Here is a 15,809-nt window from a genome sequence, read left to right on the forward strand (position 1 = left end):
CTCAGCAGGCTTTGGCCAGGACTTGATGCAACCAGGCTTCGATATCGCGCAACTCTTCCATGCACACCGAGTGTTCGGTGGCGTAGGTATGCCAGTCGACGGCGTATTTCTCGGCCTTCAGCAGCTTGCAGCTGCGCTTGCCAAAGTCGTGGGGAATGACGCCATCGTTCTGTCCGTGCGCCATGAAGATCGGCACGTCGCGGTTGGCGGCATGCGCCTCGGCAGCCAGGGTATCGGCCATCGGCAGATAGCACGACAGCGCCAGGATGCCGGCCAGCCGCTGGCCATGCCGCAAGCCAGCATGCAGGGCAATGACGCCGCCCTGCGAAAAACCCGCCAGGACGATCCGTGAGTCGGGAATGCCGCGCTCGTTCTCGCGGGCAATTAGCGCTTCGACTTGTCGCGCCGACTCGCGAACGCCGGTGGCTTCCTCACGACCCGGCGAAAAATCGGGCGAGACGATGTCGTACCAGGCGCGCATCACCATGCCGCCATTGATCGTCACCGCGCGCATCGGCGCATGCGGGAAAACGAAGCGCAGCGCTGGCAACTGGTCGAAATCGAACTCGTCGACGATGGGCTCGAAGTCGTGCCCATCGGCGCCCAGCCCGTGCAACCAGATCACCGCGCATTTGGGGGACTCGCCGGTTTGACGTTCTACAGCGGGCAGTAGTAGATCGGCGGCTTGGGTAACTGCTGCGGTCATCGAATGACTCCTGATTCAGGTAAACGACCGCCATTTTAGCAGCCTGCCCGGTTTTCTCGACGCGCTGGCGGTCGCCAGCGCCAGAGCCGTGCCGAAGATCAGGCTTTGCGGAGGTGCGCGATGACCGCTTTGGTGATCGCCCTGGTGCCGTCCTGACCGCCGAGAGCTATCGGGTAGATCACCGACATCGCCTTGTCGACGGCGCTTTCCAGGATTCGTGCGGCGTGCGCCAGCCGCGGTTCGGCGTGCTGGTCGGCCAGCCAGTCGAGCATCAGCGCCGCCGAGAGAATCTGCGCCACCGGGTTGGCGACGTCGCGGCCGGCGATATCCGGTGCGCTGCCGTGCGCGGGCTGAAAGACGGCATGCTGGTCGCCGATGTCGGCCGTCGGCGCCAGCGAGAGACTACCGGCAAGCGCCGCAGCGAGGCTCGAAAATGCGCCACCGCAAGAATTCTCGGCGACCAGAACGTCGAACTCCCACGGCGACTTGACGAGCTTCGCTGCCATCGCGTCGACGTAACCGTACTCGGCGTCGACCGCGGGATAACCGGCAGCGACTTCGCCGAAGACCTTGCGGAAAAAAGCCATCGACGACAGCACGTTGGCCTGGCCGACGCAAGTGACCTTGCCGACTCGCCGCTTGCCCGTGGCACGCCGGCTGGCGACGCGAAAAGCAAACTCCGACACCCGGCGGCTGCCGTCACGCGTGATCACCATCGTTTCTCTGGCCACCGTGTCACTGTCGACGGTGCCACGACCGCGCGAGTAAAGCAGGCCTTCGCTCAGCTCGCGCACGACGACCAGGTCGATGGCACTGGCGCGCTTGTCGGCGAGGAGGCGCGGCAAACGCGGATAGCTGCGGATCGGGTGCAAGCCGGCGTACAGACCCAGTTCCGCGCGCAGGTCGAAGTGCGTGGCGATTTCCGTTCCGTCCGGGTAGCGGACGTCGGGCAGGCCGACCGCGCCGAACAGGATCGCATCGGCCCGCTGGCACGCGCGCATGCTTTCGTCGGAAAAGGCGATGCCCGTTTTCTGGTAGTGGCCGGCGCCCGCAGCGATGTGTAGAAACTCGACGCTGGCGCCGCCGAAACGCTCCTGCAGCACCTCGAGAACCTGCAGGCACGCGGCCATGACTTCCGGCCCGATTCCGTCTCCAGGAACAACAGCGATCTGAAAATGCAAATCTCTTCTGTCCATGCTCACTTCTTTCCATTGTCCTGAAAGTGCAAAGGTCGACTGGCGAAGCCGGCAGCGAAGGATCCCGGCGAAGCGGCCGAGACGGCTGCACCGCCAACGGCGATCAATCCCGGTGGCAGCGTCGTCCGGGAAATCACCATGGCAGTGCTTGGCGCCGCCCATTGATAAGGAAAATGTGCGGCGTGGTCAAGAGTTTTTATTACGTTGGCGATTTTTTTTGCAGATCCGGGGTGGCCGGTGCGTTACTCGACAGCGCTAGCGGCGCACCACAAAACGCCGACCCGACGCGCCAAAGGCCTTCACGACACGTGTTTACATGCTCGTCATCGGCAAGTTCGGCGCGGCCACTGGCGCCGGCGCGCCGCAGAACAGCGCCCGCCGGCGGACAACGCGCAGGCGTTTTGCACGCGCCACCGGGCACGTGCTACGGTTGCCTTTCGATCATCATCCGGAGGGCATCAGCATGGCTTTCAGTCCAGCATCGCGCGTCCAGGATTACCTGGTATTCGGTGAGTTCGGCGACGTCAATCCATCGATCACCGACTCCTCAACCTATACCTTCCTGAGCCCGGAACGAATGGAGGAGTTGTTCGAACACGAGATCGAAGGCTGCTTCCTCTACTCGCGACATTTCAATCCAACCAACAAATACCTCGCCAGCGCCCTGGAGCGCATGGAAGACGGCCAGGCGGCGCAAGTCATGGCCTCCGGGATGGGCGCCATCAGCACCACGCTGATGACCCTCTGCAGCGCTGGCGACGAGATTGTCTGCGGCCGCAGCATCTACGGCGGCACCTACGCGCTGCTCAAGAACCTGCTGCCACGCTTCGGCGTCAACACGCGCTTCGTCGACCTCCGCGATCACGACGCGGTGCGCGCGGCAATGACGCCGCGTACGCGTGTGCTGTACTGCGAGTCGCTCAGCAACCCCCTGCTCGAAGTCAGCGACCTGCCGGCGCTGGCCGCCATCGCGCACGACCAGGGCGCGCAGCTGGTGGTCGACAACACCTTCACGCCGATGATCCTGTCGCCGCTGCGTCACGGCGCCGACATTGTCGTCCATAGCCTGACCAAGTTCGTCAACGGCACCAGCGACTGCGTTGCCGGCTGCGTCGTCTCGTCACGCGACTTCATTGGCCGCCTGACCGACATCAATGCCGGTCCAAGCATGCTCCTTGGGCCGGTCCTCGACAGCACGCGCGCGGCGAGCATCCTGAAGAACCTGCACAGCCTGCACATCCGCCTCCGTCAGCACGGCGCCAACGCGCTCTACCTGGCCAGCCGGCTGGAAGCGCTGGGGCACGCCGTGCACTACCCGGGGCTGGCCAGCCATCCGCATCATGACTTGCTGGCGCGGCTGATGAACCCCGGCTACGGCTGCGGCGGCATGCTGACGCTGGACGCCGGCGACCTCGCCGCCGCCAACCGCCTGATGACGCTGATGCAGCGCGACAAGGTCGGCTACCTGGCCGTCAGCCTCGGCTACTTCAAGACGCTGTTCAACACCCCGGGCCACAGCACCTCGTCCGAAATCCCGCCCGCAGAGCGCGAAGCCGCGGGCTTGCGTGAGGGCTTGATCCGCTTTTCGATCGGCCTCGACGAGGATATCGAGCAGACCACCGAACGTATCGAAAGCTGCCTCATCGAGGCCGAAGTCAAAGCAGCCGGCGACGCGCGCTCCTGAGCGGCACGGGCCAGCGATGGCGTCGATGGTGCCGCCGCCGAGCGCCGCGACGCGGCTCGTCGATGCTCGCCAGCGCGCCGGAAGTCTGTAGAATACCGTCCCGGGCCTGTAGCTCAGTTGGTTAGAGCAGAGGACTTAGCGTGAGCAGCCTGTACATCGACGATGGGTGGCTGCTTGGCATGGGTTGCCCGTGACCAGTCACACGCTGGTGGCGGGTAGAACTGGTCAAATTCGGTGGAAGCTAAGACCTTCGGGAGAAGCCAATACCGAGCCAAGCCCCAGACGACAACGGGGGAAGGTGTAGAGACTAGACGGCCAGCCTGTAACGGGAAGGTATAGTCCAGACCACAAACTCGAAAGAGGCGGCGAAAGCCGTAGTGGTAAGCATAATCCTTTGGTCCAGGGTTCAAGTCCCTGCGGGCCCACCAAACAAGAAGACCAACCCCTCATCGGGTTGGTCTTTTTTTGCCTACTGCGGCGTGTTTACGCGGGTTCGTGCGGGTTGCTGTGGACTTCGGGGTTTCCCGCCTGCGCCCGGATTTGGGCGTCTTCACTCTCTCCGGGCCATTCTTCTCCCCGGCCTCGCTGTCCGCCGGAGGCCGAAGTACCGCGAGGCACTCTCCAAGATCAATCGCGCCGGCGTCTCGGGGATAATCATCAAGACGCCCAGCGGCATCCTGCGGCGCTCGCCATTGATGGACGTGATCCGGGATCTGGCGTTGGAGATGAAGGGCTACGAGGCCGAGATGGGATTCACCCCGGCGGCGCGCTTGCGCATCTCGCTACCCGCGGAATCGACGACCGAGTCGGATCCCTGGTCGGAGATTGCCGGTTGATGCGCTCAGGAAACGACGCGGCTCAAACGCAGCATCAGCGTCATGGGATGCACCGGCGAAATCTGAAAGCCGTAGTGCTCGTAGAACTGCTTCGCCTGGTCATTGATCGCGTGCACCAGCAGGGCTCTGACCCCGGCGTTTTGCGACACAATCGCCACCCGCTTGACGGCGTCCTGCAGCAAGGAAGCGCCGAGCTTGATCCCCTGGGCACGATGATCGACGGCGAGCCGGGCCAGTACCATCACCGGAACGGGGTCCGGCATGTTGCGACGCACGGAACTCGTGGCTGTATGGTGCGAAACCGCTCCTGCCGCCATAGCGTAGTAACCGTAGACGTGCTGCTCCCGATCGGCCACCACGAACGTGCGGCTGGCGCCGCTCAGCTGGTTGGCCATCGCCCGGCGTTTCAGCCAGTCGTCGAGTACGGCTTCGCCGCAGTCGAATGTATCCAGATGATGGGCAGCCAACAGGGGTTGCGCTGCGCTCAGCGAAAGGTTCATGCCTTGGTGGCGTCTGCTTCCCAAGGCGCCTTGACCGCCATCAGACGTTCAAGTCCGGGATTGTCGGCAGGAGACGCGTCGAGCATGGCGGTGAACTGCCGGAACCTGCCGGCATCGAGACCGAAGAACACCTGATCGATCACCACCGACTGAGCTTTGTCGCAGGCGGCTTCGAGCATGAAGTCCGAACGGTTCTTGCCGAGCAACTGCGCGGCGTGATCAATCAGGTCCCGCTGCTCGGGAAGTGCTCGCAAGTTGATGGCGGCGTCACGCATGAGTTTCTCCTTTGATGCATACACAAAAAACACACTTATCGTATGGCGACGTGTATCTGTTGTCAATACACCACGAAGCCCGAGACTGATCCTTGAGTTCTTACGCTACCACCGCCCACCAGTACGCCAAGGCTGTCGTGACCGGCAAAATCTCGACCGGCAAGTGGGTGCGCGAGGCCTGCCAGCGGCAACTCGAAGATCTGGCACGCTTCAAAGGCAAGGACAGTCCCAATACCACTTCAACCCGACGCTGACCGACAAGCGGGGCCGCAGTTTTCGGCCTGCCGACAACCTGTGCGCCTTCATCGAGCGTCTGCCGCACGTCAAGGGACCGCTCGCAGGACAGCCAATTACTCTGGAGCCGTGGCAGTTGTTCATCCTGACCACCCTCTTTGGCTGGGTGAAGCCTGATGGCAAGCGCCGCTTTCGCCGGGCCTACGTCGAGGTGCCACGCGGCAACGGCAAAGCGCTGGCCGCTGACACGTTGAAGGCCACCCCGGCGGGATTCAAGCGCATGGCCGATCTGAAGGTCGGCGATCAAGTCTTCGATGAAAAGGGCAAGCCTTGCAACGTCACCGCGGTCTCCGACATTCTGGTCGATCGACCCTGTACCGCATGACCTTCTCCACGGGCGAGACGCTGGTCGCCGATGAATCCGATGAGTGGCTCACCAGCGTCCACGTCGACAACCCGGGAGCGAACAGGGCCGCGTAAGCTGCGCCGCTACAAGATGCCAGCCTTGCAAATTCATCGACAGGCCGGCGCCCAAACCTACTACTGGCCAAAGAGGACCTGGCGCTGCATCCGTTCGGCGTGGACTGTTTACGGCGGGTGCGCACCACCGGCGAAATCCACCGGACGCAGATCTACGGCACACGCGGCGACCACAATCACACCATCGACGTGGCCGGTGTGAGGAGAAGGAGCGAACGTTCAACAGCGCCGCTGTAACAAAACCCGATCCGCGGTGACCGCGTGCATTAGACTCCCCACAGATCGAGACGCGGCATGATTGCAATGGGTGACGAGCGGAGATGCGTGACTATCTAATTCAATCCAGTGGTTGTGCTAGCGGCCTTGGGCGGCTGCTGCGGCGCTGCGCGCTTGCTGTGGGCCTGTTCGGGTGGCTGGCCTGCGCCCAGGCGGGGGGTGTCTCCCCGTCGGTCGCGCTGCACTATGGTGCCGACGCGCCGCTGGAAGAACTCAAGGCCTTTGATATCGTCGTCGTCGAACCGGATCACGGTTTTGACCCGAAGCGCTACAAGAAGCCCTATAGCGAACTGTATGCCTACATCGCCATCGGCGAAGTGCAGCCCTCGCGCGCCCATGCAGCAGCGATTCCGGCCAAGCACTTGCTGACCACCAATACCGACTGGGGGTCGAAGGTCATTGACCTGAGCTGGCCGGAGCTGCCGACCTTCGTTGCCGAGGCAATCGTCGGCCCGCTCTGGGAAAGAGGCTACCGCGGCTTTTTCCTCGATACGCTTGATTCGTACCGCCGGGCCAGCGGCATCGACGAAGCGGCGCAACAAAAAGGGCTGATTGCCGTCATCGAGACACTGCGTAAGTATTCGGTGAACCCGTAGCCCCCGCTTTTTTGGTCGGCGTGGTTCAGTCAGCGATTGGCGGGTAGACCGGAAATCTGGACTGGACACAGCAGCGGAAATCCGGCACCATGCGGCGCATGGACACGGGTGCGGACATCATTGGCGGAGGATCGGCGGCAAGTCACCGCCAAGTGGCGCCGTTCGCCGAGGTGTTGGTGACGTTGACCAAGGAGCAGGAAATCAAGCTCCGCTGGGAGGCCAGCTTCTGGCGGAGCCAACATCGACAAGCGCTGGTTCGGTTGGCGCAATCGGAGGCCGCTCATCGGGTGGAAATGGCGCAAGCGGCGGCGCGCGAGGCGGCCTTGCGCAGCGAACTGGAGCAGGCCAAGGGCAAGATCCGCGATCTGCAAAAACGCCTGTTTGGTCGCAAGTCAGAACGCTCTTCGGGAGCCGAGAAGAACCCGGCGGCGGACCAAAAATCGTCGCGAGCTCGAGGTCAGCAACCGGGAGCAGCGGGTCACGGGCGGAACCCGGAAAGTCACTTGCCGACGCAGATCGAGGTCATCGACATCGACTGCCCGCATTGCCCGGACTGTGGTCTGGGCTACGTCGACTTTCCCGGCACGGAAGACAGTGAAGTCCTCGAGATCGAGGTCAAGGCCTACCGCCGGAAGATCTGCCGGCGGCGCTACCGGCGGACCTGTCAGTGTTCGGGCGCGCGGGGTATTCTGACCGCGCCACCGCCGGCACGATTGATCCCGCGTGGAAAGTACGGCGTGTCGATCTGGGTGCACCTGCTGCTGTCGAAGTTCTTGTACGGCCAGCCGACGCATCGGCTTCTGCGAGACTTGTCCGACCACGGACTGACGCTCTCGGCAGGAACGGTGGCCGGCGGACTGCGTGCCTTGGCACCGCTGTTCGAGCCGCTTGAAGAAGCACTGCTTGGCCAACTACGCAGCGAGAAACAGTGGCACGCAGACGAGACCCGCTGGCGGGTCTTTGCCGAGACCGAAGGGAAGGTCGGACATCGCTGGTATTTCTGGGTGTTCCACGGCCCATCGGTCATCCACTTCGTGCTCGACCCGAGCCGCTCGGCGGCGGTGCCGATCCGGGAGCTCTCCGGTAGCGCCGGAGGAGTCATCATCTGTGATCGCTATTCGGCCTACAAGAAGCTCGCGCGAGTCCTTGACCACTTCATTCTGGCTTTCTGCTGGGCACATCAGCGGCGTGATTTCCTGGAACTGGCCAACGCCCATCCGGAGCTCGCGGACTGGGCACTGGCCTGGGTCGAGCAGATCGCTCAGCTCTACCACTTGAATGGACGGCGCCTGGAAGTCCGTAGCGACCCAGTACAGTGGGCCGAACGCGACCGCGCCTTGCGGCAGGCGATCACGCAAATGGCCAGTCAACGGGAAAGCGAACTGGCGAACCCGGCGCTCAAAATGCCGGCGAGCAAGGTGCTGCGAAGCATGCGCAAACATTGGTCCGGCCTGACCGTCTTTGTCGACCGCCCCGAGGTGGCGATGGACAATAATGCCGCCGAGCGCGCACAGCGCACGCCGGTGGTCGCACGCAAGAACTTCTATGGGTCGGGCAGTCTCTGGTCCGGCGCACTCGCCGCGACGATGTTCAGCTTGCTGCTGACGCTGCGCTTGTGGGGAATCAACCCGCGCACCTGGCTGACGGCGTATCTGGAGGCCTGCGCCGCCAACGGCAACCTGCCGCCGACGGACTTGAGTGCCTTTCTGCCCTGGGCGATGGCGACCGATCGACTGGCTCAGATGCGTGGCATCCCGGTCGATCAGAGCCGTCCCATCGATAGCTCGTGAAGCCTTATTGCGGGCGTCACTTTACCGACGACGAACTGCAGGCCCTCTGCCGCCTGATCGAAGCCCATCCTGGCAGCAGCCGCGCGCAACTGTCGCGCCAGGTGTGTGAGCTCTTCGACTGGCGTAAGCCCAATGGCGAGCTGAAGGATATGACCTGCCGGGTGGCCATGCTGCGTATGCAGGCCGACGGCCTGCTCACCCTGCCGGCGGCACGACGGGCCGCTCCTCGCCAACCCGAGTATCTGCCTACTCACGCCACCGATCCACAACCGTTGCTCACCCAGCCGGTGCATGAACTGCCGCCGCTGCGTCTGCATCAGGTCGTCGGTTCGGCGAACTCGCGTCTGTGGAACGAGTACATCGCCCGCTACCACTATCTCGGCCACACGCCCATGGCGGGCAGTCAGAGCCGCTACTTCGTCTTCGCCGGCGAGACCCTGGTCGCCTTGCTCAGCTTCGGCGCCAGCGCCTGGAAACTCGCCGCGCGCGAGCAATTCATCGGTTGGCACGATGAGCAGCGACAAAGGAACCTGCAACTGGTGGTGAACAATGCCCGCTTTCTGATCCTGCCCTGGATCCAGTGCAAGGGCCTGGCCTCCAAGATCCTCTCGCTTATGCAGCGGCAATTGCCCAAGGACTGGCTGGCGCGCTACGGCTACCGCCCCGTACTACTCGAAACCTTCGTCGAGACGCCCCGCCATCGCGGCACCTGCTACCAGGCCGCCAACTGGATCAAGGTCGGCCAAACCGCCGGCCGAGGCAAGAAGTGCCCCACCCGCAAGTCGATCCTCCCGATCAAGGATATCTGGCTCTATCCCCTTCACCGATCCTTCCGATCAGTCCTCTGCCGCTAACCCGCCTCGGCAATGGCGCTGGCGCGCTACGGGTTGGCCGAATACTTACGACACTGCACCAGCGCTTTCCGGGTATTCGCCTGATTCTCAACCGTGGGTTCGAGATCGTGCCGGCCGTCCGCGACAAGATCACCATGGTCGCCGCCGAACTCTCTTCCGGGGCTGGGACGCGGCCGCGCGCCGCTACGTGGAAGTGCCTGCCAATGACCGCGAGTGGTTGCTCGGCCAGTTGCGTCGCGTGCGTGATGAATTCGGCGTACCGGTGCTGGCCATCGACTACCTACCGCCGCAGGCACGTGGCCAGATGCGCGAAACGGCCGCGCGAATTCGTGCGCTCGGCATCGAGCCCTGGGTCACCGACGGGCAGGTCAGCACGCTCGGCATCGGGCGCCGGGAAGTCGTGCCACGACGCATCCTGATGCTCTACGATGGCAGCCCCGGAGCGCTGCTGATCAATCACCCGGCACTGCGTTTTGGCGCCATGCCGATCCAGCACATGGGCTATGCGATCGACTTCCACGACTTGCGCAAGCCGCTGCCTACCGGCCCGCTGGCCGCGCGCTACGCCGGCATTGTGAGCTGGGCCGAAGCGCCGCTCGCCCACGGCCGCCAGGTGGCAGACTGGCTGCAGCGACAGATTGACCAGGGTCTGAGAGTGGCCATATTCGGTAACTTCCCCTTTGCTGCGGAAGGCCGGCTGGCTCAGCGCCTGGGCCTGAAATCCGTGCCGGTATCGGGAAGCGCTGGGCGCCTGACGGTGCTCAGCCAGGACGCGATGATGGCTTTCGAGGCAGCCCCGCAAGCCGATCCTCGCAGCCTGGAGCCGTTGCAGTTGGCTGACGGCCAGGGCCGCTCCCTGCTGAAGCTGGCCGATGCTCGCGGGCAAACTTTCGATGCTGCCGCACTGACCCGTTGGGGAGGCTATGTCCTTGACCCCTTCGCTGCTATCGACTTGCCCAACACCGAGCAATCGCGCTGGATCATCGACCCCTTTGCCTTTCTGCAGCAGGCGCTGGCCCTGCCCGAGCTGCCACTGCCGGATACGACGACCGAGAACGGCCATCGCCTGATGTTCATCCATATCGACGGTGACGGCTATCCTTCACGCGCCGCCTTGCCGGGCACACCACTGGCCGGCGAAGCACTGCTGACGCAAGTGCTGCAGCGCTACCGGCTACCGACGACGATGTCGGTGATCGAAGGCGAGGTCGCCCCGGACGGGCTGTACCCGGCCCTCTCACCGGCGATGGAGGCGATCGCCCGACGCACCTTCGCGCTGCCCTACATCGAGATTGCCAGCCACACTTATTCGCACCCGTTTGACTGGAGTCGCGCCGAGCTGGCCACGCCGAAAAAGAAAGGGGAGGAGAGCTATCATCTGGAGATTCCCGGCTACGAGATGAATCTGGAACGGGAGATCGTCGGTTCGGTCGACTACATCCGCAAGAATCTTGCGCCGCCCGGAAAACCGGTTCGGATCATGCTGTGGAGCGGTGATGCCGCACCCCAGGCGCGGGCTTTGCGCATTGCCGAAGATGCCGGCCTGCTGAACATGAATGGCGGCAATACCATCATCACCCGCTCCTTCCCGAGCCTGACCGCCGTTTCACCGCTCGGCTATGCCATCGACGGCATCTTCCAGACCTTCGCCCCGGTGATGAACGAGAACGTTTACACCAACCTTTGGCACGGCCCGTTCTATGGCTTCGAGCGGGTCATCGAGACTTTCCAGATGACCGAATCGCCGCGACGGCTGAAGCCGATCGATATCTATTATCACACCTTCTCGGCCAGCAAGCGGGCGTCGCTGAATGCGCTGTACAAGGTCTACGACTGGTCGCTGGCACAGTCACCCAACCTGATCCACGCCTCCGACTTCATCCGCAAGGCCCTTGATTTCGAGACCATGGTACTGGCACGGGAAGATGGCGGCTGGCGCATCCGCGGCAACGGCGAGTTGCGCACGCTGCGCGCGCCGGTCAGCATGGGCTACCCGGACCGCCGGGCTTCCAGCGGTGTCGCCGGCTATCTCGTCGGCAAGGAGGGCAACTACATTCACCTGGCCACTGGCGACACCCTGCTGCGCTTTGCTGGCAGCCCATCCGGCGCCGTCTATCTTGCCGATGCCGACGCCCGACTGACTGACTGGCAGTCGTCAGAGGCCGGCCTGCGCTTTTCGCTCAAGGGGCATCAGGCCATCGAGTTTTCGCTGGCCAACGCCAGCCACTGCAGCGTGCTCGCCAATGGGCGCAAGCTGATACCGTGGAAGAGTTCCGGCGGCGTTCAATCCTTCCGTGTGCGCGATGCTGCTGGAACAATCGAAACTCGCTGCCGCGATTGAGCGCCCGCGGCTGGCGCCGCCGTGGTCGATCACGCTGCTTGGCGTGCTGGTGCTTGGCGTGCTGGTCGCCATCTATCCACACAAGGCGCTGGTCAATCGCATCATCGAAGCCCCGCAGAATGCCGTCACCGAGGCCTACCTGGTCAATCTGCTGCGCACCGATCCCGGCAACCCACAACTCGGCCTGCTGCTCGCCCGCCACCGCCTGAGCAGCGGCCTCTACGAGCAGTTGGAAGATACGCTGGCCAAGCTGCTGCAGTCGCCAGACAAGGAAATCCGCCTGGAAGCAAGCTGGCTGAGCTGGCGCGCAGCGGAGCAACGCTTTTCCCGCATGCCCCCCGGGACAGCGCAACACGCAGAGCATAAGGCGCAACTGCGGGCCAGGCTGCACACCCTGGCTGCCCTTGACTGGCCCGAGCTCATGACGATCGAGATTGCCCGGCGGGCCTTCCTGTTCGGCGATGCCCAGCTCGGCATCGAATTGTTTCAGCGCAGCTCTGCCAGCGCTCAGGGGCGTTCTGCCGACTGGTACGCAGAGGCCGCCCACGTAGCCCTGGCGGAAGGAGAATACTTTACGGCGGGCAAGTTTTTCCTGATCGCGGCGCGGCGTAGCAGTCAGCCCGGCGAACAACACCGCCTGTTCATGGATGGCATGCGCGCGCTCCAGTCCGCCGCCCAGGTGAAGGAGGCGCTGGCCCTCGTTGAAGAAGAGCTGACCGTAACGCCGTCCCTGGGTGAAAACCCACAGGTGCTGGCACTGCTGGTGCACTTTGCCGGCGATGCCCGGCTGGGCATCGAATTGCTGCAGCGAATGTCGGTCAGCGGTGAGGGACGCTCTACCGACTGGCACGCAGCGGCAGCACGCGCCGCCCTGGCGGGTGGCGAGTACCTTGCCGCGGGCAAGTTTTTCCTGACTGCGGCGCGACGTAGCAGTGAGCCCGCCGAACAACGCCGTTTCTTCCTGGATGGCATGCTCGTGCTCCAGTCCGGCGACCAGGTGAAGGAGGCGCTAGCCCTCGCTGAAGAAGCGCTGACTGCAATGCCGTCACTGACTGAAAGCACTCGGGTTCTGGAACTGCTGGTGCGCTTTGCGCGCTCGCTCAGGCGCCCGGACCTGGCCGACAAATATGCCCGCAAGCTCCTGCGCCTGTCGCTGCTGCAACAGTTGAAAGAGGAGCAGCTGGCACGCGCCTACGCGATCCGCTGGCAAACCGTCGGCGAAAAGAGCGGCCCGGAGCTGCCGTTCGACGACCGTATCTACACCATCGGCTTCGAAGCTTTCCTCGACAACCGGAATCTCGAGGATGCCTGGCAAGTCGCCGCCTCCGCGGTGCGCCAGGCACCCGACAATCTGGTTTGGCGTAAGCGGCTGGCACGCGTTTCCGAATGGAGCGGGCGCCCGGCGATCGCGCTTACCCACTGGCTGTATCTGGCGCGTGCCAACGCCAGCGACGAAGCCTGGCAGGCCATCCTGCGGCTGGCGCCCGGGCTGTTTGACGACCAGGCCTTGCTGGCCGCGCTCGAACATCAGCTGCGTCAGAAGCCCGCCAATCTGGCGCTGATCGTGGAACTGGTGGCGACCTTCGAACGTCTCGGCAAGCCCCGGGGGGCGATGCGCTTTCTCGAGCAGGAATACCGCCGGCACAAGCAGCCGCAACTGCTGCTCAGCATGGCCGAACTGGCCGAACGGATGGGGGACGATGACCAGGCGCTGGCGCTCTGGCAAAGCTTCATGGCCAGCAAGGCTTTGACAGCGGCGCAGTCGGTGCACGTGGCGACGCTTTACCTGCTACGCGGCGAGCAGGCCAGCGCTCTGGCGATACTTGAAGGTGCCGATGATGCCGGCGAAGCCGGCGCTGCCGGTGCTGGCTATTGGCGATTGCGCGCTGACATCGCCGCGCGGCTCGGTGACGACAAGCAGGCCGCCGCCGCCTATCGGCACGTGCTTGCTGGCCAGGAAGCGCTGGCCGGCGATCACGAGAATCTGGCCCGACTACTCCTTGACGAGTACCCGCTCGAAGCCGCGCGTATCAGCAGTGACGGCTGGTTACGCTTCCGTGACTCGCAGCTGCTGCAGCAGGCGCTCGGCCTCTACGCGACGGCCGGGCGCTGGCAGGAGATGGGCAAGCTGATCAGCACCCTGTCGGCCGAAGAATCGGCCCAGCTGCGCCACCAGGCCAGCTTCCTCCGTCTTTCGGCCCAGTACCTGATGGCCAGCGGTCAGCGGCGCATGGCGCTGGCCGACCTGGATGCCGCCTTTGCGCTGGCCGCGGACAGCGCCGACATCCAGCAGGCATTGCTTTGGCTGCTCATCGAGAGCGGTGAAGGAAAGCGCCTGCGCAACATCATGGCCGCCCACGAACGCCATTGGCAGCCTGATCCGGCGATGCACGATGTGCTGGCTGCCGCCAATCTCGCGCTATCGCTTCCCGACGTTGCCCTGCGCCGCTATCTGACCCCCCGGCTCGCCGCCCACCGCGACGACTTCCTGTGGCTGATGAACTATGCCGATGCGCTGGAGCAGAATCAGGACGTGGATCGTGCCTGGCGCCTGCGCAAGCAATTATTGCTCGATGACCGCATGCGCCAGCGGCAGCAAGCCGCTGGCGAACAGTTGCCGCAGGCGATGGCCGCACTGCGGCAGGCCGCGCGCACGCGACTGCTGATGCTTGCCGAGCCCGGTGACCCGGCCTATGCGACGCTGCGCGAAATGCTCAGGCTTGATCGTGCTGCAGACGGCCAGTTGTCGCCGTCCGCGCGCGATGTGGCCTTCGGCTGGCTACTCGATGCGCAGCAGTTCGACGCCGCGCGTGGCTGGCTCTGGCAACAATATGCAAAAACGGCGGCACGGCCACTATGGGGGGAAATGCGCCTCGCCCTGGAGTCGGGCGACCGGGCGCAGGCCGGCGAGCTGCTCGATGACTTTGCGCCGCTGATTCCACGCTACGACCGTATCGCGGCGGCACGCGTGGTCGGGGACTTGCGCTTGGCGCAGAGCGAAGCCTTCGACGCACAGGCCGAGCTGCCAGCAGATGACCCGCTACACCAGCAGCTGAGCGAGACCCTGCTCGCCCACTCGCAGCAGCTGGGTGGCAGTGTCTGGCAGAACGATATCGGCACGGTTGACGAACGAAATACCGGTGTCCGCGCCCACCTCGCCCTCTCACCGCGCCTGTCGATGGACTTCGCGGCGGGGACAATCGCACGCCACAACCTGGATCCCGAAACCATGGGGGAAACACCCGATGAGACCGACTACAGCGCGCGCATGACATGGCTGCACCAGGAAGGAAAAACGAAGCTCAGCGTTGCCGAGCACAACAGCTTCGAGAAGTACCATCCCCTGCTCATCGAGCACGAGCAGAATCTGGGCAATCGGCTGACGACCACCTTTGCGCTCGGTCACGAGCAGCCGGCCAACGAGTCGACCGCGCTGCGCGTCGGCGGCATGCGGGATTTGGCCGCGCTATCGCTGGCCTACCAGCTGACCCGTTTCGACCGCTTCACGGTCGAACGCAGCACTGATCGCTTCTATGCCCAGACCGGTGCCGAGGTTGGCAGCGGGAATGTCTGGCGATTTGAATACGGCCATGCCTTGCGCGTCGAGCCACGCAGCCTGGAGGCCAGCGTCTTCTGGTCGCAGCACCGCTACAGCCAGAAAAACTTCGTTAACGACCCGCAACTGGCGCCGCTGTTCCCGGCCGGTGAGTATAGCCCGTGGAGCGTTGGCACCTTCTTCGTTCCAACCGGCTTCGACTACAAGGGAATCCGTCTGTCGACGGACATGAATTTCGCAGAAGACTACACCCGTGCCTGGCGCCCCTATGCCAGCGTTGCCCGCACCTGGCACAGTGACGAAGGGCCGGGTTACGACCTGGCCACGGGTATTGCCGGCAGCGTATTCGGTGCCGATCACCTCAATTTCGGCTGGCGACTGAGTCGCGGCGGCGCCAACACCGAAGGACTGGTGCGAGAATTCGGCCTCAACTATCGCCTGCACTTCTAGGGCGAACGGATTGAACAGACTGACCACAGGAGAAT

General features: G+C 63.9%; 13 protein-coding genes. 9 read left to right on the forward strand and 4 right to left on the reverse strand.

Features of this window, described 5'->3' with window-relative positions; genetic code table 11:
• Position 1 precedes the first annotated feature (1 nt).
• On the reverse strand, positions 2-706 hold the full coding sequence (locus tag QZ656_RS10250; RefSeq protein ID WP_291993304.1) for an alpha/beta hydrolase-fold protein: 705 nt from the start codon (positions 704-706) through the stop codon (positions 2-4).
• Positions 707-804: 98 nt separating this feature from the next.
• A complete protein-coding gene (locus QZ656_RS10255) occupies positions 805-1,902 on the reverse strand; it encodes an isocitrate/isopropylmalate family dehydrogenase (protein ID WP_291993305.1) in 1,098 nt (365 codons plus the stop codon).
• A gap of 463 nt (positions 1,903-2,365) precedes the next feature.
• On the opposite strand from QZ656_RS10255, the gene QZ656_RS10260 reads away from it, so the two are divergent.
• A complete protein-coding gene (locus QZ656_RS10260) occupies positions 2,366-3,586 on the forward strand; it encodes a PLP-dependent transferase (protein WP_291993306.1) in 1,221 nt (406 codons plus the stop codon).
• A gap of 479 nt (positions 3,587-4,065) precedes the next feature.
• A complete protein-coding gene (locus QZ656_RS10265; RefSeq protein ID WP_291993307.1) occupies positions 4,066-4,422 on the forward strand; it encodes a P27 family phage terminase small subunit in 357 nt (118 codons plus the stop codon).
• A 5-nt stretch (positions 4,423-4,427) separates the two neighbouring features.
• Here QZ656_RS10265 and QZ656_RS10270 read toward each other — a convergent pair whose 3' ends face one another.
• Both QZ656_RS10270 and QZ656_RS10275 read right to left on the reverse strand, forming a co-directional pair.
• The gene (locus QZ656_RS10270; protein WP_291993308.1) at positions 4,428-4,922 is read right to left on the reverse strand and encodes a GNAT family N-acetyltransferase; all 495 of its coding nucleotides are present in this window, start codon (positions 4,920-4,922) and stop codon (positions 4,428-4,430) included.
• Positions 4,919-5,197, reverse strand: coding sequence for a DUF1778 domain-containing protein (locus QZ656_RS10275; RefSeq protein WP_291993309.1), 279 nt, complete (start codon positions 5,195-5,197; stop codon positions 4,919-4,921). The genes QZ656_RS10270 and QZ656_RS10275 overlap by 4 nt, the downstream gene beginning before the upstream one ends.
• A 92-nt stretch (positions 5,198-5,289) precedes the next feature.
• Between QZ656_RS10275 and QZ656_RS10280 the strand changes: the two genes are divergently transcribed.
• The 7 genes from QZ656_RS10280 (at position 5,290) to QZ656_RS10310 (ending at position 15,774) form a co-directional block, all read left to right on the forward strand.
• Positions 5,290-5,451, forward strand: a complete 162-nt coding sequence (locus QZ656_RS10280; RefSeq protein WP_291993310.1) for a hypothetical protein — start codon at positions 5,290-5,292, stop codon at positions 5,449-5,451.
• Between the two features lie 116 nt (positions 5,452-5,567).
• The gene (locus QZ656_RS10285) at positions 5,568-5,816 is read left to right on the forward strand and encodes a terminase large subunit (RefSeq protein WP_291993311.1); all 249 of its coding nucleotides are present in this window, start codon (positions 5,568-5,570) and stop codon (positions 5,814-5,816) included.
• Positions 5,817-6,231: 415 nt separating this feature from the next.
• Positions 6,232-6,783 carry an endo alpha-1,4 polygalactosaminidase gene (locus QZ656_RS10290; RefSeq protein WP_291993312.1) on the forward strand — a complete coding sequence of 184 codons (552 nt, stop codon included), beginning with the start codon at positions 6,232-6,234 and terminating at the stop codon, positions 6,781-6,783.
• Between the two features lie 89 nt (positions 6,784-6,872).
• The gene (locus tag QZ656_RS10295; protein ID WP_291991655.1) at positions 6,873-8,573 is read left to right on the forward strand and encodes an IS66 family transposase; all 1,701 of its coding nucleotides are present in this window, start codon (positions 6,873-6,875) and stop codon (positions 8,571-8,573) included.
• Positions 8,570-9,427 (forward strand): DUF4338 domain-containing protein, encoded by an 858-nt coding sequence (locus QZ656_RS10300; protein WP_291991654.1) that lies wholly within the window; start codon positions 8,570-8,572, stop codon positions 9,425-9,427. Before QZ656_RS10295 ends, QZ656_RS10300 begins: the two co-directional genes overlap by 4 nt.
• 193 nt (positions 9,428-9,620) lie before the next feature.
• Positions 9,621-11,768 (forward strand): hypothetical protein, encoded by a 2,148-nt coding sequence (locus QZ656_RS10305; RefSeq protein WP_291993313.1) that lies wholly within the window; start codon positions 9,621-9,623, stop codon positions 11,766-11,768.
• A complete protein-coding gene (locus tag QZ656_RS10310; protein WP_291993314.1) occupies positions 11,731-15,774 on the forward strand; it encodes a tetratricopeptide repeat protein in 4,044 nt (1,347 codons plus the stop codon). Before QZ656_RS10305 ends, QZ656_RS10310 begins: the two co-directional genes overlap by 38 nt.
• Positions 15,775-15,809 lie beyond the last annotated feature (35 nt).

The organism is Candidatus Accumulibacter sp. ACC003 (assembly GCF_907163085.1).
Taxonomy (GTDB): Bacteria; Pseudomonadota; Gammaproteobacteria; order Burkholderiales; family Rhodocyclaceae; genus Accumulibacter.